This is a genomic window from Bacillus sp. GW823-FHT06A11 (assembly GCF_058795355.1).
In genome coordinates, this window is the sequence record NZ_JBXAHS010000008.1 from 144068 (window position 1) to 165937 (window position 21870).

The following is a 21870-nucleotide window of genomic DNA, read 5'->3' on the forward strand; positions in this document are numbered from 1 at the left end:
TACGTTATATTATTTTCTGTAAACGGTTACATGAAATGAGGAGAAAAGAGAATGAGTACGATTAAAGACGTTGCGAAATTAGCGGGAGTATCTGTTGCGACCGTTTCCAGAGTTTTAAATAAAAATGGATATGTTCACGAAGATACATTAAAAAAGGTAGAGCGTGCAATTGAGATGTTAGATTATAAGCCTAGTACAGTAGCGCGTTCACTGTATAATAAAAAGTCTCGTTTAATTGGCTTAGTTGTTCCAAATATCGTGAATCCGTTCTTTCCAGAAGTTGCACGTGCCGTAGAAGATGTAGCACATAAACAAGGTTACACAGTTGTCCTTTGTAACTCTGATGAAAGTTTAGAAAAAGAGAAACAATACATTGATGTACTTAGACAAAATAATGTAGATGGATTTATTGTAGCAACAAATCCACAAAATAGTGTTAATTACATGAATTTATCTGTCCCGGTTGTTGCGATTGACCGTATGTTTAATGAGCGTATTCCTACTGTATATGCAGATAACTATACAGGAAGTCAGGCTGCGACAAAGCTGTTACTAGATAAAGGATGTAAACATATTGCACATATTCGCGGTCCACGTGATGTGAGTACTGCAAATGAACGTTTTGAAGGTTTTGTAGACGTTATTACGCAAAATAACCTTCCGTATATGATTGCGGAGAGTACGTTTGAGCCAGCAAATAGTGAGCGTGTAGCGATGGAATTATTAGAAGAATACCCGCATATTGATGGTATTGTTGCTGGGAATGATTTAATTGCGATTGGTATTGTAAAGGCTGCACTTCAAAAGGGGATTGCCATTCCAGATGATTTACAAATTATCGGATTTGATGGAATTTCTTTAACAGAAATGATGTATCCATCTATTACAACAGTTGCACAACCGATATATGAAATGGGGAAAATTGCAACAGAGTTGTTGTTAGAGCAAATGGAAGGAAATACATTAGAAGAGAAACACTATCGTTTGCCGATTGAAATTATAGAACGAAATACAACGAAGTAAGGAGATGAAACAGATGCCAAATATTGCAGTAGTAGGAAGCATTTCAATGGACTTAGTGGCTGTTTCAAAAAAACGGCCGAAAGCAGGAGAAACAGTAATTGGTGAAGCGTTTCATACAATCCCAGGAGGGAAAGGGGCAAACCAAGCAGTTGCTGCAGCTAGGTTAGGAGCAAATGTAGCAATGGTTGGAGCGGTAGGAAATGATGATTATGGAACAGTAGTTAGAAAAAATTTAGAGAACGAACGCATTTTTATCGATTATGTGGTACCGGTTACAGATAGAACGACAGGAATTGCTCATATCGTTTTAGCAGAAGAAGATAACAGTATTGTTGTCGTACAAGGGGCAAATGCTCTTGTAAATAAGTCAGTTGTAGATCGCTCCAAAGACCTTCTTGTAAAAGCGGATATGGTTGTTCTTCAACTAGAAATTCCACTTGAAACAGTAAAATATGTATTGGCTATTTGTGAGGAACATAATATTCCTGTTATGTTGAATCCAGCGCCAGCACAAGTTTTATCAGAAGAAATTTTAGAAAAAGCAACTTATATTACGCCAAATGAACATGAGTGCCGCATTGTATTAGATGATTTTACATCACCAATTGAAGATTTATTGGCGAAGTATCCAAATAAATTATTGATGACAGAAGGTTCTAACGGTGTTCGTTTCCATAATGGCACAGAGATTGTACATGTTCCTAGCATTGCTGTTGATGTAGTGGATACAACTGGAGCTGGTGATACATTTAATGGTGCGTTAGCAGTTGCACTTTCTGAAGGAGAGACACTTCAAAAAGCAATTCGTTTCGCGAATATTGCCGGTGGTCTTTCTGTAACGAAACTTGGAGCACAGGGCGGTATGCCAACGAGAGATCGAGTACGTGAAGTGCAGGTGATTGTTGGATGAAAAAGCATGGTGTATTAAACAGTGAAATCGCGGCAGTCCTTGCTTCACTTGGGCATACAGATACGGTTGTAATTGCTGATTGCGGGTTACCGATTCCGGATGGAGTAAAACGAATTGATTTAGCTGTTGAGATTGGAAAACCGAGTTTTTTAGAGGTGTTACAAGTTGTAGCTGATGATATGGCAATCGAAAAAGTGACGTTAGCAGAAGAAGTCATTATAAATAATGCGGAAGTAAATAAAGAGATCGAGCAAAAATTAATAGAGCCAGCATTTGAGTATGTATCTCATGAACAATTTAAAGAGCATACAAAGAAAGCGAAGGCGATTATTCGTACAGGCGAGGCTACGCCTTATGCAAATGTAATTTTACATGCAGGCGTGATTTTTTAATAAAGGGAAGTGATGGGAATGCATATTGAAATGAAAAACATTTCAAAGGCGTTCAATGGCAATCCTGTTTTGAAGAATGCACAGTTTATGATTGAAACAGGAGAAGTCCATGCATTGATGGGGGAAAATGGAGCGGGTAAATCAACGCTCATGAAGATTTTAACAGGTGTATACAAAAAAGATGATGGGACAATCACGATTGATAGGCAAGAGCGCACCTTTAAAAATGCGAAAGAAGCTGAAGAGTACGGCATCGCATTTATACATCAAGAACTAAACATATTGCCGAATTTAACAGTAGCTGAAAATATGTTTCTTGGTAAAGAGTTAATGTATGGGAAAACAGGTATTTTACGCACTCGACAAATGAACGCGATTGCGCAGCAGCAACTAGCAGAGCTAGGATTGCATGTAAGAGGTGCTATGTTAGCAGAGGAACTATCGGTTGGACAACAGCAAATTATCGAAATTGCGAAAGCGTTAATGACAAACGCGAGCGTTATTATTATGGATGAACCTACTGCGGCACTGACGGATCGTGAAATCGAAACGCTCTTTACAGTAATCAATAAGTTACGTAAAGAAGGTGTTTCATTCGTGTACATTTCGCATCGTATGGAAGAGATTTTCTCAATATGTGATGCCATTACGATTTTGCGTGATGGAGAATACGTTGGAAAGAGATTAATTCCAGAAACATCATTTGATGAAGTAGTGAGTATGATGGTGGGGCGCAGCATTGGTGAACGTTACCCAGAGCGAAATAGTCAAATTGGTGATGTCATTTTTGAAATGCGTAACGGAACGAAGAAAGGGAAATTTGAAAATGTTTCGTTTCAAGTGAGGAAAGGTGAAATCCTTGGTGTAGCTGGTTTGATGGGGGCTGGTCGCACTGATATTATGAAAGCGATATTTGGTTATGAACCTTTAGATTCTGGACAAATTTTTATAAATGGACAAGAAGTAAAGATTGATAGTCCGATAGATGCAATTAGACAAAGAATTGCTTTCATTACAGAAGATAGAAAGTCTGAAGGATTAGTGTTAGATTTTTCAATTCGAGAAAATTTAGCTTTACCGAATTTAGAAAGTCTTTCAAAGGGAAGTGTTCTAAGCAACGAGCTAGAACAACAGTTTACAGAGGATATGATGAAGCTTCTTAATGTGAAAGCATCTAGCGGAGAGCAGGCAGTGAAATCTCTTTCTGGTGGAAATCAGCAAAAGATTGTAATCGCAAAATGGCTAGGCATTCATCCGCAATTACTCATTTTAGATGAGCCAACAAGAGGTGTCGATGTTGGAGCGAAAAAAGAAATTTACTCTATCATGAATAAGCTTACTGAGCAAGGCGATGCCGTTATTATGGTATCATCTGAGCTTCCGGAAGTTTTAGGAATGAGTGATCGAGTTCTTGTTATTCATGAAGGAAAAGTCGGCGGCATTTTAGGGAAAGATGAGGCATCACAAGAGTCTATTATGGCACTAGCTACAGGGGGAGAGTAAGGATGGCTAAGAAGGGGAATGTATTACAACAACTCGGTTCTTTAATCGGTTTAGTATTAATTATCGTCGTAATTACAGTTTTAAATCCAGCGTTCATTGAAATTCCAAATTTATTTAATATACTGCGTCAAGTATCGATTAATGCGCTTATTGCATTCGGAATGACCTTCGTAATTTTAACAGGGGGTATTGACTTATCGGTAGGTTCTATTTTAGCATTATCAAGTGCACTTGTTGCTGGAATGATGGCAAGTGGCATGGATCCGTTCCTTGCAATGGCAGTTGGACTATTAGCAGGTCTTGTAATGGGGATTGTAAACGGTATCATCATTGCGAAAGGAAAAGTAGCTCCATTTATTGCAACTTTAGCAACAATGACTATTTTTCGTGGGTTGACGCTTGTTTATATGGACGGACGTCCGATCACTGGTCTTGGTGATCATTTAATGTTCCAAATGTTTGGCCGCGGTTATTTTCTTGGTATTCCGGTACCAGCTGTTACAATGATGATCGCTTTCGCAGTACTGTACTTCATTTTGAAGAAAACGACATTTGGCCGTCGTACATTTGCAATTGGTGGAAATGAAGAAGCAGCAGCACTATCAGGTATTAATGTTACGAGAATTAAAGTAATGATTTACGGTCTTTCCGGAATTTTGGCAGCGCTTGCAGGTATTGTCTTAACATCACGACTAGATTCTGCACAGCCGACTGCAGGTACTTCTTACGAATTAGATGCAATTGCAGCAGTTGTATTAGGTGGAACAAGTCTTTCTGGGGGAAGAGGATGGATTGTTGGTACATTCATCGGTGTACTAATTATCGGTGTACTAAATAACGGTTTAAATTTATTAGGTGTATCTTCTTTCTTCCAACAAGTTGTAAAAGGACTTGTAATCTTACTAGCTGTATTAATTGATCGCCGAAAAGAAGCGTAATGGAGGGACAGTTCATGAAAAAATGGTTACTTATACTCGTTGCATGTATTATGGTCATTACTGCTGGTTGTTCAATGGAACCACCAGAATGGGCAAAGGATTCTAGCGATAAAGGTCGAAATAAAACTATTAAAGTTGGATTCTCTGTTTCAACTTTAAATAATCCCTTCTTTGTAACTTTGAAAAAGGGTGCAGAAAAGAAAGCGAAAGATAGCGGCATCGAATTGATTGCTGTTGATGCGCAAAATGATGCAGCGAAGCAAACGAACGATGTTGAAGATTTAATTCAAAAGGGTGTCGATGTAGTTGTTATTAATCCGACCGATTCAGATGCTGTTGCTTCAGCGGTAAGTGCGGCAAATGCAGCAAATGTTCCTGTTATTACAGTAGACCGCGTTGCGAATTCAGGTAAGGTTGTTTCTCACATTGCATCTAATAATATCGAAGGTGGTCAAATGGCTAGTGATTACATTCGTGAATTAGTCGGCGAAGGAGCAAACGTTGCTGAGTTAGAAGGAATCCCTGGATCGTCTGCTGCTCGTGAACGTGGGAAAGGATTCCATAACGTAGCCGATAAGTCTTTAAAAGTAGTTGCCAAACAAGCGGCTGATTTTGATAGAGCGAAAGGATTATCTGTTATGGAAAACATTTTGCAAGCAAATGGTGATATTAAAGCCGTGTTTGCGCATAACGACGAGATGGCATTAGGTGCACTTGAAGCATTGAAGTCTGCTGGAAAAACAGATGTAGTAGTTGTTGGATTTGATGCAACAGAAGATGCTGTGAAAGCGGTTAACGATGGGCGTATGGCTGCAACAGTCGCTCAAAAACCGGAATTAATCGGAGAGAAGGCGATGCAAACAGCAAAAGAGATAACACAAGGTAAAAAAGTGGACAAATCTATTCCGATTGAATTAGAGCTTATTAAGAAAAATAAATAAATATAAAATGAAAATTAGGAAGGAAGAATAACAAATGAAATTTTTTATTGATACAGCAAACATTAACGAAATTAAAGAGGCAAATGCATTAGGCGTAGTAGCTGGAGTAACGACAAACCCATCACTTGTAGCAAAAGAAGGCGTAGATTTCCATGAGCGTATTCGTGAAATTTGCAGCTTTATAGAAGGACCTGTAAGTGCAGAAGTAATTAGCTTAGAAGCTGATAAAATGATTGAAGAAGGAAAAGAATTAGCGAAGATTGCTCCAAACGTTGTTGTAAAAGTTCCAATGACAACAGAAGGTTTAAAAGCAGTAAAAGCATTCTCAGATTTAGGAATTCGTACAAACGTTACATTAGTATTCTCAGCAGTTCAAGCATTACTTGCAGCTCGCGCTGGTGCAACATATGTTTCACCATTCTTAGGTCGTTTAGATGATATCGGTCATAACGGTATGGATTTAATTCGTCAAATCGCAGAAATCTTTGCAATTCATGGCATCGAAACAGAAATCATTGCAGCATCTGTACGTCACAGCGTTCACGTAACTGACGCAGCATTAAACGGTGCACATATTGCAACAATCCCAGCAAACGTAATTGCTTCATTAGTGAAGCACCCATTAACAGATCAAGGAATTGAGAAATTCTTAGCTGATTGGGAAAAAACACAAGAGAAATAATAGAAAATCAAGAATCCTAGTTTAATTGACTAGGATTCTTTTTTATTTAAAAGAATTTTCATGCAATTTTGCATATTGTCTTTTAAATTTGTTATATAAGATATTTAATATATATCACATAACTCTTTATTTTTCATATTTCGATATAAAGTGAAACTTTAATCAGTGGGGGCTTTGTTCATCAGCACACTGATTATTAGTTGAACCAAGGGATAAACAGATAGAGGGTCTGACCAGAAAACTGGAGGGCATGATTCTATAACAGAAAGTTTAATGTTTATAGAATTATGTCTTTTTATATAGGGAGGGTAGTAAACAGAGATTTCGACAAAACGCACCGATTTATCTGAATTTTAAGTTTTATAAAAGGAGAGAAATGGAATGAGAAGAAAAGCCCCATTTAAAGTGTTGTCATCATTAGCAATTGCAGCAATTATCGGATGCACATCTGTAATGAGTGCGCCGTTAGCATATGCAGAAACGCCAGCAAAAGAGAAAGAGAATGTGTCTACAACGCCAATTGATTACAATTTAATTCAAGAAGATCGTTTAGCGGAAGCTTTGAAAGAAAGAGGAACAATTAATCCAGCATCTTCTAAAGAAGAGACGAAAAAGGCTGTCGAGCAATATATTGAAAAGAAACAAGGAGATCAGGCGAACAAAGAAATTCTTCCAGATGCTCACTCACAAGAAACGTCTGATTTCACAAAAAAAGTAAAAGAGAAAAAGATGGAAGAAAAGGAAAATGTAAAAAAGACTGAAAAAAATATTAACCTTGAGCAAAAGCCAGAACCAAATAAAAAGCAATTAAATGGGCAAGTTCCAACTTCAAAAGCAAAGCAAGCTCCATATAAAGGATCTGTTCGATCGGATAAAGTATTAGTGCTACTCGTTGAATTTAGTGATTATAAACATAATAATATTGATCAAACACCAGGTTATATGTATTCGAAAGACTTTAGTAGAGAACATTATCAAAAGATGTTGTTCGGTAAGGAGCCTTATACATTATTTGATGGTTCAAAAGTAAAAACGTTTAAACAATACTATGAAGAGCAGTCTGGTGGTAGTTATACGACAGACGGATATGTAACGGAGTGGCTAACAGTTCCAGGAAAAGCATCTGATTATGGAGCTGATGGTAGCAGTGGTCACGATAATAAAGGTCCGAAAGGTGCACGTGATTTAGTGAAAGAAGCTTTGCATGCAGCTGCTGAGAAAGGACTAGATTTATCTCAGTTTGATCAGTTTGATAGATATGATACAAACGGGGATGGGAATCAAAATGAACCTGACGGTGTAATTGATCATTTAATGGTAATCCATGCTGGTGTTGGTCAAGAAGCAGGTGGTGGTAAATTAGGTGATGATGCGATCTGGTCACATCGTTCAAAATTAGCAGTAGATCCAGTAGCGATTGAAGGTACAAAATCAAAAGTAGATTACTTTGGTGGAAAAGTAGCAGCACATGATTACACAATTGAACCAGAAGATGGAGCTGTAGGTGTGTTTGCGCATGAATTTGGACATGATCTTGGATTACCAGATGAATATGACACGAAATATACTGGAAATGGTTCACCTGTCGAAGCTTGGTCGTTAATGAGTGGAGGTAGTTGGACAGGAAAAATCGCAGGAACGGAGCCGACAAGTTTTTCACCACAAAATAAAGACTTCTTACAAAAGAATATGGGTGGCAACTGGGCAAAAATATTAGAAGTAGATTACGATAAAATTAAGAGTGGTGTGGGAGTTCCTACCTATATTGATCAAAGTGTTACGAAATCAAATCGTCCAGGCGTTGTACGTGTTAACTTACCAGGTAAAAGTGTTGAAACGATTAAACCGGAGTTTGGAAAGCATGCATATTATAGTACAAGAGGCGATGATATGCATACAACGTTAGAGACACCTTTCTTTGATTTAACAAAAGGAACAAATGCAAAATTCGATTATAAAGCAAATTATGAGTTAGAAGCAGAGTGCGATTTCGTCGAAGTACATGCAGTAACAGAAGATGGAACGAAGACGTTAATTGATAGACTTGGAGAAAAAGTAGTCCAAGGAGATAAAGATACAACAGATGGGAAATGGATTGATAAATCATATGATTTAAGTCAATTTAAAGGCAAAAAAGTGAAACTACAATTAGACTATATTACAGATCCGGCTGTAACATATAAAGGTTTTGCGATGGACAATGTAAATGTAACTGTTGATGGACAAGTTGTATTTTCTGATGATGCAGAAGGACAGTCTAAAATGAATTTAAATGGTTTTGTTGTTTCTGATGGGACAGAGAAGAAAGCTCATTATTACTACTTAGAGTGGAGAAACTATGCGGGATCAGATAATGGTTTAAAAGCAGGAAAAGGTCCAGTGTATAATACAGGTCTTGTCGTTTGGTATGCAGATGATAGTTTCAAAGATAACTGGGTTGGGGTGCATCCAGGTGAAGGATTCCTTGGTGTTGTAGATTCTCATCCAGAAGCGCTAGTTGGTAATTTAAACGGAAAACCAGCATATGGTAATACGGGCATGCAAATTGCAGATGCTGCATTTTCATTTGATAAAACACCAGCATGGAGTGTAAATTCATTAACACGTGGTCAGTTTAACTATTCTGGATTACAAGGTGTTACAACTTTTGATGATTCAAAAGTATATAGTAACAAGCAAATTGCAGATGCAGGAAGAAAAGTTCCAAACCTTGGACTTAAATTCCAAGTTGTTGGACAGGCAGAAGATAAATCGGCAGGCGCTGTTTGGATTAAACGTTAATAACATAAAAGCACATTCTTCATATGAAGAGTGTGCTTTTTAATTTGTACAGTAAGTTATTATTTTAGTTTATGTAATACAAGTGTTTATTCATGTGTAGTGTATCAAATTATGTGGGGAAAGGAAATATTTCCGAGGAAATTGTCGAAGTATCGTCGGTATTTATAAACTTTCTTTTTAAAAGAAGCGATGTATTATTGCCTTTACGGCTCAATTTATTTACATTGTTATTTGGTTATACACAAAAGTAATATATTGGGCAAAAAAGAGTTCTATTCAATAGGGCTCTTTTTATAGATAGAAAGGAGTAAGCGATAAATGAAAGAAGTTATTGAATGTCCACAGTGTGAAGGGGATATTACTGTACAGCATATTATTGATCTCCCGCATCCTTTTTCATTAAGGTGTCCACATTGTAAGGTGAAGTTGAAAGAAATCAGGGTAACACCATGTTTAATATTAGCGATGATTTGTATAATTCCATTGTTTATTATTATTGGAGAGAGTATTAAGGAATTACTAGTAAAATATTTTTCTATTGTAGACAATGTACCAACTGTACTTATTTTCTTTTTATTTTGTTATCCATTGTATTATTTCTATGAAAAATATAATGCTATATTGTTTATTAAATATGGTTTGCTGAAAGTTAAAAGTTAAATTGAATAGGAGATTATCATTATGCTTTGGAAAATATATTTAGTTATTGTAGCAATGTTAGCTATTATTTCGTTAGTAAGGGGTATGTTTCAAACACCAATTCAAAAGTTTGACTTTGTAGTATCTATTATTACGTGGATAGGGCTTTTTGGTTTTGTATTTGATATACAAATATTAACCTCAATTGTTTGGAAATGTATCTTCTTGTTTAGTGTCATTTGGACTTTAACTGCAGTTTTTGTTTTTCGTTTATATGAAGAGCGAGATGAGCCATTACCTTTTATATTTAAATTAATTGGCATTATTCCAACGCTTCCATTATATTACGGATTATATCAATATGCATTTTAAAAAAGACAACGATGGATTATCCCATCATTGTCTTTTTTACTTTGCTTCTTACATAAATCATCCCAGCAAATGTTAATAAAAATGCTGTCCCGATAATGAAGCTGATGCTAGGTGATGCTCCGATTGCGCCGACTGTAAAGGAGCCAGCAACAACTCCTAATGAGAAGAAGGCATAAAATAATCCGAATGCCTTTCCACGATTATCGTCTGTAGTATTTTCAACGAGTAAAGCGTTAATAGACGGAAAGAGGATTGCGAATCCAATTCCATAAATCATCATTACGATAAAGAGCATACCTTTTGTAGCAAATAATCCGAGTAAAGATAATGCGAATGCCATAACTGCAATTCCGATTAGCATTAGTTTCGAACGATTAAATCGATCGTAAATACGATTTGTTGGAAGCAAGAAGAAGAGGATAGCAGTTATACCGAATACACTTAACATCATGCCTGTTGTGGATGCTTTAAGCGCTAATGCCTCAACTTTTACTGGTAACATATAAGTGACAATTCCTTGTGAAAACATTAATGTGAAAGCACCAATATATGCTTGTAATAACGGTTCTGATTTTAAAAGTTCAACCATATCTTCTTTGTTCATCATTTGCATTCTTGATGTATCTTTTCTTGATACGTTATTTGGTAAGAAGAATAGAGATACGATCGTACCAAGAGCCATTAAAATAGAAATAGTAATGAAGACCCACTCTACGCCAGCTGTTGCTTTCATAATACCGCTGAAAGCAGGTCCTACGATTGCGGCTGTTCCAACAGCAGCACCAGATAGAGCCATTGCTTTTCCTTGTCTTTTTGCATTTGTTTGTTTTGATAAAAATGTAAAGGCAGCAGGAATTAAAAAGCCATCACTAAATCCATGCATAAAGCGCACAACTAATAGTTGTTCACCACTTTGAACAACGGTGTATAACAAGACTATGAAACTCGTAATTCCCATGCTTATATAAAGGATTTTTTTTGCACCAAATTTATCGACAGCGGCTCCAGCAATAATATTACCAATCATATTAGCGAATGAGTACATACCGACAACTAGACCGATAATAAGAGGAGTTCCTCCAAGGCTTTGAGCGAAAGTACTCATAATAGGTAATTGTGAAAATGTATCTAAAAATGCCACGATAACGATAAAGTAAATAAAATATTTCAAGCGATATTCACCTCTCCTATGCTATTATGGCACAATGCTAATTTCACCTGCAATGAAATTGAATTAACAGATGTGGAAAAAAGTACAAAGTGACAAAATATTGAACGTTATTTGTAAAAAATTAGTGGGAACGTGATTGTTTTTTTGAAATATATGGATAGAAGTATTATAATAGAGTTGTAAACTTCACCAGGTTAAGTATATACATAGAGAGGGATGTATAAAATGAAAGCACTACTTTGGCATAATCAACGTGATGTACGAGTAGAAGAAGTACCAGAACCAACAGTAAAACCAGGAACAGTGAAAATCAAAGTTAAATGGTGTGGTATTTGTGGGACAGACTTGCATGAATATTTAGCAGGGCCTATTTTTATTCCAACAGAAGAACATCCATTAACACATGTGAAAGCACCTGTTATTTTAGGTCATGAGTTTAGTGGTGAGGTAATAGAGATTGGTGAAGGAGTTACATCTCATAAAGTGGGAGACCGCGTTGTTGTAGAGCCAATTTATTCTTGTGGTAAATGTGAAGCTTGTAAACATGGACATTACAATGTTTGTGAACAACTTGTTTTCCACGGTCTTGGCGGAGAAGGCGGCGGTTTCTCTGAATATACAGTAGTACCAGAAGATATGGTTCATCACATTCCAGATGAAATGACGTATGAACAAGGTGCGCTTGTAGAACCAGCAGCAGTAGCAGTTCATGCAGTACGTCAAAGTAAATTAAAAGAAGGAGAAGCTGTAGCGGTATTTGGTTGCGGTCCAATTGGACTTCTTGTTATCCAAGCAGCTAAAGCAGCAGGAGCAACTCCTGTTATTGCAGTTGAACTTTCTAAAGAACGTCAAGAGTTAGCGAAATTAGCAGGTGCAGATTATGTATTAAACCCAGCAACTCAAGATGTGTTAGCTGAAATTCGTAACTTAACAAATGGTTTAGGTGTAAATGTTAGCTTTGAAGTAACAGGTGTTGAAGTTGTACTACGCCAAGCGATTGAAAGTACAAGCTTCGAAGGACAAACTGTAATTGTTAGTGTATGGGAAAAAGACGCAACAATTACTCCAAATAACTTAGTATTAAAAGAAAAAGAAGTTATTGGTATTTTAGGATACCGTCACATCTTCCCAGCTGTTATTAAATTGATTAGCTCTGGACAAATTCAAGCAGAGAAATTAATTACGAAAAAAATTACAGTGGATCAAGTTGTTGAAGAAGGATTTGAAGCACTTGTAAAAGATAAAACCCAAGTGAAAATTCTTGTTTCACCTAAATAAGATAGAATCGAAAAAAGTAGCCCTTTTCTAGAAATAGAAGAGGGCTACTTTTTTTCTGTACAGAAAGGTGATAGACTTTCCTGTAACTAAAGGTATTTTGTTTGGAAGGGGAAGTCTAATGCTTTCATTTATATTGACATTGAAACGGATGCTAAAAGCTTGTTTGCGAGCATGGAAAGATAAAGAATTTCAAGTGTTATTCGTATTAACAATTTTGACATTAATATCTGGCACAATCTTTTATAGTACAGTGGAGGGGTTACGTCCTTTGGATGCTTTATATTTTAGCGTTGTGACGCTGACTACTGTCGGTGATGGGCAATTTAGTCCCCAAACTGACTTCGGAAAGATATTTACGATATTATACATATTTATAGGGATCGGATTAGTGTTTGGATTTATACATAAGTTGGCAGTTAATGTACAATTGCCAAGTATATTATCGAATAGAAAAAAAGAGTAAAGCATGTGGGTGCTTTACTCTTTTTTTACATTAGTTTAGACAAGCCTTAATAATAGTTTATTAAAATGAAAGTGTATTCATTCATTATATTCACTATGTATAAAGTTATAATGATATGAACATTTGCATATTTTAATTTAGTGATAGAAATTTCGTGAAAGGTGGGATATTCTAGTCATAGGTTAACCGGACGACATCATAGGATCCTAACAAAATGTTTACAATAATTCAATTATAAAATGGAGGATTTTATATGAAAAAGAAAGTACTTGCTTTAGCGGCAGCTATTACATTAGTTGCTCCATTACAAAGTGTTGCATTTGCTCATGAAAATGATGGGGGACAGAGATTTGGAGTTATTCCGCGCTGGTCTGCTGAAGATAAACATAAAGAAGGCGTGAATTCTCATTTATGGATTGTAAACCGTGCAATTGATATTATGTCTCGTAATACAACACTTGTAAAACAAGATCGAGTTGCACTATTAAATGAATGGCGTACTGAGTTAGAGAACGGTATTTATGCTGCTGACTATGAAAATCCTTATTATGATAATAGCACATTTGCTTCACATTTCTATGACCCTGACAATGGGAAAACTTATATTCCGTATGCAAAGCAGGCAAAGGAAACTGGAGCTAAATATTTTAAATTAGCTGGTGAGTCTTACAAAAATAAAGATATGAAACAAGCATTCTTCTATTTAGGATTATCTCTTCATTATTTAGGGGATGTAAACCAACCAATGCATGCGGCAAACTTTACGAACCTTTCGTATCCACAAGGATTCCATTCTAAATATGAAAACTTTGTAGATACGATAAAAGATAATTATAAAGTAACGGATGGAAATGGGTATTGGAACTGGAAAGGTACGAATCCAGAAGATTGGATTCATGGAGCGGCAGTAGTTGCGAAACAAGATTACGCTGGCATTGTAAATGATAATACGAAAGATTGGTTCGTAAGAGCAGCTGTATCACAAGAATATGCAGATAAATGGCGCGCTGAAGTTACACCAATGACAGGTAAGCGTTTAATGGATGCACAACGTGTTACTGCTGGATACATTCAGCTTTGGTTTGATACGTACGGAAATCGTTAAGTATTTGAAAAAGGTCAAATCTCAGAATAGAGTATTTGGCCTTTTTATTACTATACAATACATGGAGGTATGAAACGTGAAAGGTAAATTGCTAAAAGGTGTACTTAGCTTAGGGGTTGGTTTAGGAGCTTTATATAGCGGAACTTCAGCTCAAGCAGAAGCATCTACAAATCAAAATGATACATTAAAAGTGATGACGCATAATGTATATATGCTATCAACAAACTTATATCCGAACTGGGGACAAACTGAGCGTGCTGATTTAATCGGGGCGGCAGATTATATAAAGAATCAAGATGTTGTTATATTAAATGAAGTGTTTGATAATAGTGCTTCAGATCGTTTATTAGGCAATTTGAAGAAAGAATATCCAAATCAAACAGCAGTATTAGGTCGTAGTAGTGGAAGCGAATGGGATAAAACGTTAGGAAACTATTCATCTTCAACTCCTGAAGATGGTGGCGTTGCGATTGTGAGCAAATGGCCAATCGCTGAAAAGATTCAATATGTATTTGCAAAAGGATGCGGGCCAGATAATTTATCGAATAAAGGATTTGTATACACGAAAATTAAGAAAAATGATCGTTTCGTTCACGTGATTGGGACGCATTTGCAGGCTGAAGATAGTATGTGCGGAAAAACTTCACCAGCATCTGTACGTACGAACCAATTAAAAGAAATTCAAGATTTTATTAAAAATAAAAATATACCAAATAATGAGTATGTGTTAATTGGTGGTGATATGAACGTAAATAAGATAAATGCAGAGAACAATAATGATTCAGAGTATGCATCTATGTTTAAAACATTGAACGCTTCTGTACCATCTTATACTGGACATACAGCGACTTGGGATGCAACGACAAACAGTATTGCAAAATATAATTTCCCTGATAGTCCTGCCGAATATTTAGATTATATTATTGCAAGCAAAGACCATGCGAACCCATCGTATATAGAGAATAAGGTGTTACAGCCGAAATCTCCACAATGGACTGTTACATCGTGGTTCCAAAAATATACGTATAATGATTACTCTGATCATTATCCAGTAGAGGCGACTATTTCTATGAAGTAGTTTCAAAAAGTTTCTTCGTAAAGAAGAAACTTTTTTTATTTGCAAACAGGAAAATCATACTTTCTTTCCAATATGTATAAGACATATTGAAAAGAGGAGAGAAAAATGTGGATCGAGGAATTTTTAAAGAAGTTCCATTACCGTGTGCATTTTTGGATGAAGTGGCTTTAGATAGAAATATTCAATCGATTATAGAGTTAAGTGGAAATAAGAAGATTCGTATAGCGAGTAAATCGTTACGTTCTGTTCCGATTATGCAAAAGATTTTAGCTGCAAATGATCGATTTCAAGGTATTATGTGCTTTTCACCTAGAGAGGTTTTATTTTTAATAGAACAAGGATTTAATGATTTATTGCTCGGATATCCTGCTTATGATGAAAGAGCTTTGTGTGAAATTAGTTTGCTAACAAAGAAAGGTTTCATTATAACTTGTATGGTGGATTGTGAAGAGCATATTGTGTATTTAGAAAAAATTGCTGAGAAATCTAGAGGATGTTTTCGTGTTTGTTTGGATATTGATATGAGTAGTCGTTTCTTTCAATTTCATTTTGGTGTACAAAGATCCCCAGTAAAAAATGTGCAGGATGCGTTGAAAGTAGTAGAAAAGGTGAGAAGGTCATCATATTTAATGTTAGATGGTGTGATGGGTTATGAAGCTCAAATTGCTGGGGTGGGAGACCATATACCGAATCAATGGCTGAAGAGTAAAGTGATTTCGTATTTAAAGCAGAAATCAGTGCTAGAAGTGAAAGAAAGAAGAGAATATATTGTAAAAGCAATACAAAAACTTGGTATTGAGCTAAGGTTTGTAAATGGAGGCGGAACAGGAAGCATAAAAACAACTGAGAAAGATAATTCAGTTTCAGAGATTACAATAGGTTCTGCTTTTTATTCTCCGAAGCTGTTTGATTATTATAAAGAGGTGAAATTTCATCCAGCGGTCGGATTTGCTTTACCAGTTGTGCGTAAACCAGTCCCGTTTATTTATACTTGCCTAGGTGGTGGATATATTGCTTCAGGAGCAGTTGGAAAAGATAAAGAGCCTGAAGTTTGGAGACCGAAGGGTGCAAAACTATTAGCTTTAGAAGGTGCTGGCGAGGTACAAACGCCAATTTTTTATAGCGGCGAGGAACGAGTGGATATAGGAGAGTCCATTTTGTTTCGTCATAGTAAGGCTGGTGAATTATGTGAGCGCTTTCCTTTTTTGTATCGTGTTAAAAAAGGAGAGATTGTTGGGGAGTATTCAACATATCGGGGGGATGGCCAATGCTTTCTATAAAGGGACAAAAGTGGAGGAATTGGACAGGGAATGTAGAAGGAACGCCGCATTATACGATGTATCCAGAAAGTATACAAGATGTAGTAGAAGTAGTGGGGCTTGCACTAAAAAAGGGGCGGAAAATTCGTGTTGTTGGTTCAGGACACTCGTTTACACCCCTTGTGCAAACCGAAGAAGTTTTAGTTTCTTTAGATGAATTGAAGGGCATTGTGAATATTGATGAAGAGAAGATGGTCGCTGAAGTGTGGGCAGGAACAAAGTTATATGATTTAGGGAAGTTACTTGAGGAAAAAGGTTATGCGCAAGAAAATTTAGGGGATATTGATTCACAATCTATTGCAGGAGCGATTAGTACGGGGACTCATGGAACGGGTATTACCTTTGGGAGTTTATCAACACAAGTTATAGAGATTACGGCCGTTTTATCTAATGGTGAGAGTATAGTTTGTTCGGAAGCTGAGAACGTAGAATATTGGAGAGCGTTTCAGTTGTCACTTGGAATGTTAGGTATCATTGTAAAGATAAAATTGAAGGTTATTCCAGCGTATTCACTCGTTTATGAAAGTGAAAAACAGTCATTATCTACTGTAATGAACAAACTAGAAGAGTATAAGAAGCATCGTCACTTTGAATTTTTCGTTTTTCCTTATTCTGATGAAGTACAAGTAAAACTTACGAACGAAACAACGAATACAGGCAGTGATTTGAAATGGCATAAACTAAAGGTGGAGTTACTTGAAAATAGGATGTTCTCTTTGCTATCTAAAGGGTGTAAATGGTTTCCTTCTATAAGTAAAGGAGTGAGTCGATTATCAGCTAAGGCTGTACCAAACACAAAAATAATTGGCCCGAGCTATGAAGTATTTGCTACATCACGTACGGTACCATTTTATGAAATGGAGTATAGCATTCCTTCAAAGTATATGAGGACTGTGGTAGAAGAAATCTCAAATCTTATTGAAAAGAAAAAGTATAAGGTGCACTTCCCGATCGAATGCCGCTATGTGAAGGGTGATGATATATGGCTTAGTCCAGCCTATGGAAGAGATTCAGCGTATATCGCTGTTCATATGTATAAAGGTATGAAATATGCTGCTTACTTTGGCGAAGTGGAAAAAATTTTTCTGAAGTATGAAGGGCGTCCGCATTGGGGGAAAATGCATACATTATCGTATGAGCAATTACAAGATATATATCCAGAGTTTCATTCGTTTTTACAGGCGAGGAAGTCTCTAGATGAACTTGGAATGTTTTTTAATCCTTATGCAGAAAAGTTATTTATCCCGCTATTTGCCGGGCAGTAAGACCCCCACTGATTAAAGTTTCAAATTATGTATATGAAAAAGCTGATAAATAATTATTTGTCAGCTTTTTTTAGCGTAATTGCATTTCTTGTATGACTAATATGTTCATAAAATAGTAGTTTATCACGGCTAAATACATGCAGTAAAACATGAATAATAAATAGGCCGTTAATGATAAATAGGAATAACAATGTAACGAGTAATACTAAAGGCTCTGTATGATTTAACATAGAGCTACTAGAAAGAATATAATTGATTCCGCCTAACGCAAAATAAAATATACCGTAGCGAATAAATAGTTCTTTTAATGTAATACGATCTGATTTTCCTTTCAGATGAATGCGGAGCAATGCTTTCCCAATTGTTTTTCCATTTGTAAAGTATGGAATAAGAATAAAATAAATAAGGATTGAACACGTAATGAAAATGAGTTCATACATATTCGTGTAAGATTGCATATTAGAAACGAAGAAAGAATTTCCTTTGTTTTTAACGACAGGTACGACGATAGATAAGAAAATCCAATCAATTTGCATCGCGATAAGGCGACGAATGAATCCGACTGGTTTCGTTTCCAAATCAATATGACTATCTAACTCATTTGTCTTCGGAAGGAAGTACGTAAATATTGGGGCAATGATAAAACCAATTACGCCACCTAATGTATTTAAAAACAAATCATCGATATCAAATAATCGGTATGCACAATTGTATATACCGTATAATCCAGTCACTTGTGTTAGCTCGAAAAATAGTGAAAGGAAAAAGGAAATGCAAATTGTTTGTAAGAAACTACGTCGAAAATAATAACGTAAGTAAATACCGAATGGAATAGTTAATAGAACATTAAATGCAACTTGTAAAAACGCAGACTCTTTTAATAAGTAGAAATAAGTAGCTGGTTTCGTTAAAACTGCCGATGTATGACTACTAATCTCTTGTATGAAATAAAATGGTGAGAGTTGCATGTGTTGTGTATTAGCTGGTTGTAGGCTACAAGTATCAAACGTTTGTGGTAACGGCAAAATAACAAGAAAATAGGCATTTAATAAGTAAAGTAATAATGAGTATAAAATAAATGAGCGCCATTTATTTAAATAACCGTATTTTCGATAATTAAATATTAAAAAAGGGATTAAAAGAAACATTGCTAAAAAGGGAAATAAAATAAATGCTGTTTTTACTGGAAATAAATATGCAGTCAAAGTAAAACTCCTTTCAATGAAAATTCGTTTATCATTATAGCGCCAAAAATATTTAAATACAAAGTTAAAATCTTTCGAAATAGAAATAATTACTAATTTTATAGGAATTAAGTTATAATAAATTTAATATAAGGATATTATGATTATATAAGTTGAGAGAGGGTACAAGAGATGCGATATGAACTTTTTTCTGTAAGTGGGGATCATATTACGACTTTTGAAAGTGCATGGCGTTTTCAGGAGGGAGAACAGATTTTTGTTCATGATGATCAAACAAAAAGAAACTTTATTATTATTCGTCTGACGCATGATGTATTTCAACAAAATAAACATGTTATTCGTTTGTATTGTCAAGAGAAGAAAGTGTATGCATAAGAGAAGCCCTCTTACAGTATGAAAAGTAAGAGGGGCCTTATTTCGTTATTTGTGAACAGCCCGATTGATGAGAGCTGATTAAAGTTCCACTTTATCATTTTTCCCCTCGTAAGGAATAAAAAGAGAAGGGTTAATGTACATAGCTAGCATTTGATTTGGAAGAAAGGATATAGCCTTGTATTTTGTGCTTCAAAGTTACATTTCTTTCTCTTTGAGAAAGCCATGTATGGTAATCTTGTTGTGTTTTCCATAACATACGAATCATATATTCTGCCTTATCATTTGTAGGATGAACATGTGAAAACTCTATGTTAATACAACCGTTCGTTCCGGGAGAAGGATAATATTGTTTAAGCCCATAAAGAAGCTCACTTTCATATCCGTACTTAATATGAATGAGTTTAGTAACAATAAACATATAAACACCTCTTTTACGATAATAGTAGGAAAGATAGCTTTACTATAATAGTGAACTTAAATGATATCATACTATTCAGAAAATTCAAAGTAAATGATAGATTTTAACTTAATACAGGTATAAAAAAGCGAGTCATCTAGTGTAATAGAATGACTCGCTTTCAATTTGTAAGTTTCATTTTATAAGAAAATAAGAGTAAGTACACCTACGATAATACAATAGAAAGAGAAATATTTTAAATTTCCTTTTGCCATAATGTTCATAAACCATTTTAGTGAAATATACGTCATGATAAATGTTGCGATGAATGCAACAACATATGGCACGAATAATGTGTCTAGATTTGGATCATTTGCAATGTCTGTAATGCTTAACAATAAGCCACCTAAGCTAACAGGAATGTATAGTAAGAATGAAAAGCGAAGAGCTGTTTCTTGCTTCATACCAAGTAACATTGCTGCTACGATTGTGGCACCAGATCGGCTTATTCCGGGAATCAGTGCGCAAGCTTGTGCTAATCCGACGATGATTGCATCTTTCATAGAAAGGTCGCCATCATTTTTACGACCGCGTAAATTTCTAATAATCCAAAGGCCGACAGCAGTAATAAGAAGGGAAATCCCAACCATCTTCACACCTTTTAAGTACTGATCGATGTAATCTTTAAATAAAACACCAATAACACCTGCTGGAATGGTTGCAATAACAAGATAAATAATAAAGAAGAAATCTGATTTTGCGTCTTCTGCTCTTGTAAATATATAAGAGAGACCATTCTTCGTTAGACGAATTAAATCATTTCTATAAATAAGTAATACAGCTAATAATGAAGCTGAATTAACAAGTAGTTCGAAGCTAAACCCTTCTATTTTTAGTCCTAGCAAATGTTGTGCTAAAACGAGATGACCACTTGAAGAAATTGGAATTGGTTCTGTTAGTCCTTGGAACAGACCGAGAATTAAATATTTTAAAACGTAGTAAAATTGTTCCATAATAACCTCCTTGTTTATTAGTTGAAAGAAACAACTTTTCCATTATAACAAAGATATGGATGAATATTGAAAAGAAATAAATATTCGAAATAAAATAAAAATCCCTTATAGCAGTATAAGGGATTTTTATTTTTAATTAAGAATTTACTGTTCCTTGAAGACTTTTAGACAATTGAACATCGACTTTTTCAGCATCATGAATATGATTCATAATAGTAGTATTTAATTTTTGGAACATTTGTTGTGTGTTAGCGAATTCTCGTAATATGTCATCATTACAAGATTTTTGGTTTTCAATAGCCTTAATAACATTTGTAGCACCATTTTGTAACGTTTGAATCATAACTAAAATATTTTCAATTCTAGCGTTTGTATCGGCGCTCATTTCTACACCTTCATCGACTAAATGTAAATTATCTTTTGTGTTATCGTATGCTTTTTCAATTTCTTCTTGAATTTTTTTCGTTAAGTTGCCTATGTTTTTTGTACTTTCTGCTGTACTTTCTGCTAGTTTTCTTACTTCATTGGCAACGACAGCGAATCCTTTACCGTGTTCTCCAGCACGTGCGGCTTCAATACTCGCATTTAAAGCAAGTAAATTTGTTTGTGCTGCAATGTTTTGAATGACTTCTACAATTTGCTCGATTTCCTTTGAGCGTTCGCTTAGATGATTCATACTATTAGACGTGCGTTGGGATTGTTCACCTAATTTATTAATTACAATAAGTAAGCGGTGAACGGATTCTTTTCCTTCATTAGAGCAGTCAATAATTTCTGCAATAGACTGAATTAAGCTTTGTTCCTTTTGTAACATTTCATTATTTAACTCATTGGAATGTGTCGTACGTATTGAAACATTTTCGAAACATGAACTTAATTGTTGAACTAAATTTTGGAGTGTATTGTGTTGGTTATTTACAAGTTGGTGCTCTTGGACAACGCTTTGTACACGATCGTGGATAGTAGAAATAGTCTCTTGTTTTTCAATATCTTTTTGTTTTAATTCTGCTTCTAATTCTT

At 35.5% G+C, this 21870-nt stretch carries 21 protein-coding genes and 1 pseudogene; 17 read left to right on the forward strand and 5 right to left on the reverse strand.

All coding sequences use genetic code 11. The annotated features are described in order from the left end of the window. Positions 1 to 51 precede the first annotated feature (51 nt). The 10 genes from rbsR to AC1Q8L_RS26540 all read left to right on the forward strand — a co-directional run bounded on the left by rbsR (position 52) and on the right by AC1Q8L_RS26540 (position 10181). Positions 52 to 1023 (forward strand): ribose operon transcriptional repressor RbsR, encoded by a 972-nt coding sequence (rbsR, locus tag AC1Q8L_RS26495; protein ID WP_492339517.1) that lies wholly within the window; start codon positions 52 to 54, stop codon positions 1021 to 1023. A 13-nt stretch (positions 1024 to 1036) separates the two neighbouring features. After that, a complete protein-coding gene (gene rbsK, locus AC1Q8L_RS26500) occupies positions 1037 to 1933 on the forward strand; it encodes a ribokinase (protein WP_001132865.1) in 897 nt (298 codons plus the stop codon). After that, positions 1930 to 2325 (forward strand): D-ribose pyranase, encoded by a 396-nt coding sequence (gene rbsD / locus AC1Q8L_RS26505; RefSeq protein ID WP_000716151.1) that lies wholly within the window; start codon positions 1930 to 1932, stop codon positions 2323 to 2325. Before rbsK ends, rbsD begins: the two co-directional genes overlap by 4 nt. Positions 2326 to 2343: 18 nt before the next feature. After that, on the forward strand, positions 2344 to 3828 hold the full coding sequence (gene rbsA / locus AC1Q8L_RS26510) for a ribose ABC transporter ATP-binding protein RbsA (RefSeq protein ID WP_002153502.1): 1485 nt from the start codon (positions 2344 to 2346) through the stop codon (positions 3826 to 3828). A 2-nt stretch (positions 3829 to 3830) separates the two neighbouring features. Further along, positions 3831 to 4766, forward strand: coding sequence for an ABC transporter permease subunit (locus tag AC1Q8L_RS26515; protein WP_001074649.1), 936 nt, complete (start codon positions 3831 to 3833; stop codon positions 4764 to 4766). Between the two features lie 14 nt (positions 4767 to 4780). Continuing rightward, positions 4781 to 5707: a ribose ABC transporter substrate-binding protein RbsB gene (gene rbsB / locus AC1Q8L_RS26520; RefSeq protein ID WP_000758975.1), complete on the forward strand. Its 927-nt coding sequence runs from the start codon at positions 4781 to 4783 to the stop codon at positions 5705 to 5707. Between the two features lie 34 nt (positions 5708 to 5741). Then, positions 5742 to 6389: a fructose-6-phosphate aldolase gene (gene fsa / locus AC1Q8L_RS26525; protein WP_000667666.1), complete on the forward strand. Its 648-nt coding sequence runs from the start codon at positions 5742 to 5744 to the stop codon at positions 6387 to 6389. 381 nt (positions 6390 to 6770) lie between these two features. Beyond that, complete coding sequence (gene inhA2 / locus AC1Q8L_RS26530) at positions 6771 to 9170, forward strand: M6 family metalloprotease immune inhibitor InhA2 (RefSeq protein WP_001252976.1); 2400 nt, start codon at positions 6771 to 6773, stop codon at positions 9168 to 9170. Positions 9171 to 9488: 318 nt separating this feature from the next. Next, entirely contained in the window at positions 9489 to 9830 is a 342-nt protein-coding gene (locus tag AC1Q8L_RS26535) for a hypothetical protein (RefSeq protein ID WP_000665754.1), read from the forward strand. A gap of 21 nt (positions 9831 to 9851) precedes the next feature. Beyond that, positions 9852 to 10181 carry a hypothetical protein gene (locus AC1Q8L_RS26540; protein ID WP_000964465.1) on the forward strand — a complete coding sequence of 110 codons (330 nt, stop codon included), beginning with the start codon at positions 9852 to 9854 and terminating at the stop codon, positions 10179 to 10181. A gap of 16 nt (positions 10182 to 10197) precedes the next feature. Here AC1Q8L_RS26540 and AC1Q8L_RS26545 read toward each other — a convergent pair whose 3' ends face one another. Continuing rightward, complete coding sequence (locus tag AC1Q8L_RS26545) at positions 10198 to 11352, reverse strand: MFS transporter (RefSeq protein WP_000873265.1); 1155 nt, start codon at positions 11350 to 11352, stop codon at positions 10198 to 10200. 225 nt (positions 11353 to 11577) lie between these two features. Here AC1Q8L_RS26545 and bdhA point away from each other — a divergent pair, with 225 nt between their 5' ends. The 6 genes from bdhA (at position 11578) to AC1Q8L_RS26575 (ending at position 17860) form a co-directional block, all read left to right on the forward strand. After that, a complete protein-coding gene (bdhA, locus tag AC1Q8L_RS26550; RefSeq protein WP_000645827.1) occupies positions 11578 to 12630 on the forward strand; it encodes a (R,R)-butanediol dehydrogenase in 1053 nt (350 codons plus the stop codon). A gap of 118 nt (positions 12631 to 12748) precedes the next feature. Continuing rightward, on the forward strand, positions 12749 to 13093 hold the full coding sequence (locus AC1Q8L_RS26555) for a potassium channel family protein (RefSeq protein WP_000948035.1): 345 nt from the start codon (positions 12749 to 12751) through the stop codon (positions 13091 to 13093). A 253-nt stretch (positions 13094 to 13346) separates the two neighbouring features. Continuing rightward, positions 13347 to 14198: a phospholipase CerA gene (cerA, locus tag AC1Q8L_RS26560; RefSeq protein WP_000730997.1), complete on the forward strand. Its 852-nt coding sequence runs from the start codon at positions 13347 to 13349 to the stop codon at positions 14196 to 14198. Between the two features lie 76 nt (positions 14199 to 14274). Beyond that, positions 14275 to 15276, forward strand: coding sequence for a sphingomyelinase C (sph, locus tag AC1Q8L_RS26565; protein WP_000676799.1), 1002 nt, complete (start codon positions 14275 to 14277; stop codon positions 15274 to 15276). Between the two features lie 107 nt (positions 15277 to 15383). Beyond that, complete coding sequence (locus AC1Q8L_RS26570; protein ID WP_000373758.1) at positions 15384 to 16556, forward strand: amino acid deaminase/aldolase; 1173 nt, start codon at positions 15384 to 15386, stop codon at positions 16554 to 16556. Further along, complete coding sequence (locus AC1Q8L_RS26575) at positions 16544 to 17860, forward strand: D-arabinono-1,4-lactone oxidase (RefSeq protein ID WP_000948937.1); 1317 nt, start codon at positions 16544 to 16546, stop codon at positions 17858 to 17860. Before AC1Q8L_RS26570 ends, AC1Q8L_RS26575 begins: the two co-directional genes overlap by 13 nt. 53 nt (positions 17861 to 17913) lie before the next feature. Here AC1Q8L_RS26575 and AC1Q8L_RS26580 read toward each other — a convergent pair whose 3' ends face one another. Next, positions 17914 to 19065 carry a VanZ family protein gene (locus AC1Q8L_RS26580; RefSeq protein ID WP_000128016.1) on the reverse strand — a complete coding sequence of 384 codons (1152 nt, stop codon included), beginning with the start codon at positions 19063 to 19065 and terminating at the stop codon, positions 17914 to 17916. Between the two features lie 171 nt (positions 19066 to 19236). Here AC1Q8L_RS26580 and AC1Q8L_RS26585 point away from each other — a divergent pair, with 171 nt between their 5' ends. Beyond that, complete coding sequence (locus AC1Q8L_RS26585; RefSeq protein ID WP_001268332.1) at positions 19237 to 19440, forward strand: hypothetical protein; 204 nt, start codon at positions 19237 to 19239, stop codon at positions 19438 to 19440. A gap of 130 nt (positions 19441 to 19570) precedes the next feature. Here AC1Q8L_RS26585 and AC1Q8L_RS26590 read toward each other — a convergent pair whose 3' ends face one another. The 3 genes and pseudogenes from AC1Q8L_RS26590 to AC1Q8L_RS26600 all read right to left on the reverse strand — a co-directional run. Beyond that, positions 19571 to 19858, reverse strand: a complete 288-nt coding sequence (locus tag AC1Q8L_RS26590) for an antibiotic biosynthesis monooxygenase (protein ID WP_000471253.1) — start codon at positions 19856 to 19858, stop codon at positions 19571 to 19573. 179 nt (positions 19859 to 20037) lie between these two features. Then, the gene (locus tag AC1Q8L_RS26595; protein WP_000434794.1) at positions 20038 to 20850 is read right to left on the reverse strand and encodes an undecaprenyl-diphosphate phosphatase; all 813 of its coding nucleotides are present in this window, start codon (positions 20848 to 20850) and stop codon (positions 20038 to 20040) included. A 136-nt stretch (positions 20851 to 20986) separates the two neighbouring features. Continuing rightward, positions 20987 to 21517, reverse strand: a pseudogene (locus AC1Q8L_RS26600) (methyl-accepting chemotaxis protein); the annotation flags it as partial. Between the last annotated feature and the right edge of the window lie 353 nt (positions 21518 to 21870).

What these genes read in the sequence shown, in the direction of transcription:
- AC1Q8L_RS26515 (WP_001074649.1), top strand. Translation starts at nt 3,831, where the DNA reads ATGGCTAAGAAGGGGAATGTATTACAACAACTCGGTTCTTTAATCGGT.
- AC1Q8L_RS26575 (WP_000948937.1), top strand. Translation starts at nt 16,544, where the DNA reads ATGCTTTCTATAAAGGGACAAAAGTGGAGGAATTGGACAGGGAATGTA.
- cerA (WP_000730997.1), top strand. Translation starts at nt 13,347, where the DNA reads ATGAAAAAGAAAGTACTTGCTTTAGCGGCAGCTATTACATTAGTTGCT.
- fsa (WP_000667666.1), top strand. Translation starts at nt 5,742, where the DNA reads ATGAAATTTTTTATTGATACAGCAAACATTAACGAAATTAAAGAGGCA.
- rbsA (WP_002153502.1), top strand. Translation starts at nt 2,344, where the DNA reads ATGCATATTGAAATGAAAAACATTTCAAAGGCGTTCAATGGCAATCCT.
- inhA2 (WP_001252976.1), top strand. Translation starts at nt 6,771, where the DNA reads ATGAGAAGAAAAGCCCCATTTAAAGTGTTGTCATCATTAGCAATTGCA.
- AC1Q8L_RS26595 (WP_000434794.1), bottom strand. Translation starts at nt 20,850, where the DNA reads ATGGAACAATTTTACTACGTTTTAAAATATTTAATTCTCGGTCTGTTC.
- rbsR (WP_492339517.1), top strand. Translation starts at nt 52, where the DNA reads ATGAGTACGATTAAAGACGTTGCGAAATTAGCGGGAGTATCTGTTGCG.
- rbsK (WP_001132865.1), top strand. Translation starts at nt 1,037, where the DNA reads ATGCCAAATATTGCAGTAGTAGGAAGCATTTCAATGGACTTAGTGGCT.
- AC1Q8L_RS26555 (WP_000948035.1), top strand. Translation starts at nt 12,749, where the DNA reads ATGCTTTCATTTATATTGACATTGAAACGGATGCTAAAAGCTTGTTTG.
- rbsD (WP_000716151.1), top strand. Translation starts at nt 1,930, where the DNA reads ATGAAAAAGCATGGTGTATTAAACAGTGAAATCGCGGCAGTCCTTGCT.
- AC1Q8L_RS26590 (WP_000471253.1), bottom strand. Translation starts at nt 19,858, where the DNA reads ATGTTTATTGTTACTAAACTCATTCATATTAAGTACGGATATGAAAGT.
- AC1Q8L_RS26535 (WP_000665754.1), top strand. Translation starts at nt 9,489, where the DNA reads ATGAAAGAAGTTATTGAATGTCCACAGTGTGAAGGGGATATTACTGTA.
- AC1Q8L_RS26585 (WP_001268332.1), top strand. Translation starts at nt 19,237, where the DNA reads ATGCGATATGAACTTTTTTCTGTAAGTGGGGATCATATTACGACTTTT.
- AC1Q8L_RS26540 (WP_000964465.1), top strand. Translation starts at nt 9,852, where the DNA reads ATGCTTTGGAAAATATATTTAGTTATTGTAGCAATGTTAGCTATTATT.
- bdhA (WP_000645827.1), top strand. Translation starts at nt 11,578, where the DNA reads ATGAAAGCACTACTTTGGCATAATCAACGTGATGTACGAGTAGAAGAA.
- rbsB (WP_000758975.1), top strand. Translation starts at nt 4,781, where the DNA reads ATGAAAAAATGGTTACTTATACTCGTTGCATGTATTATGGTCATTACT.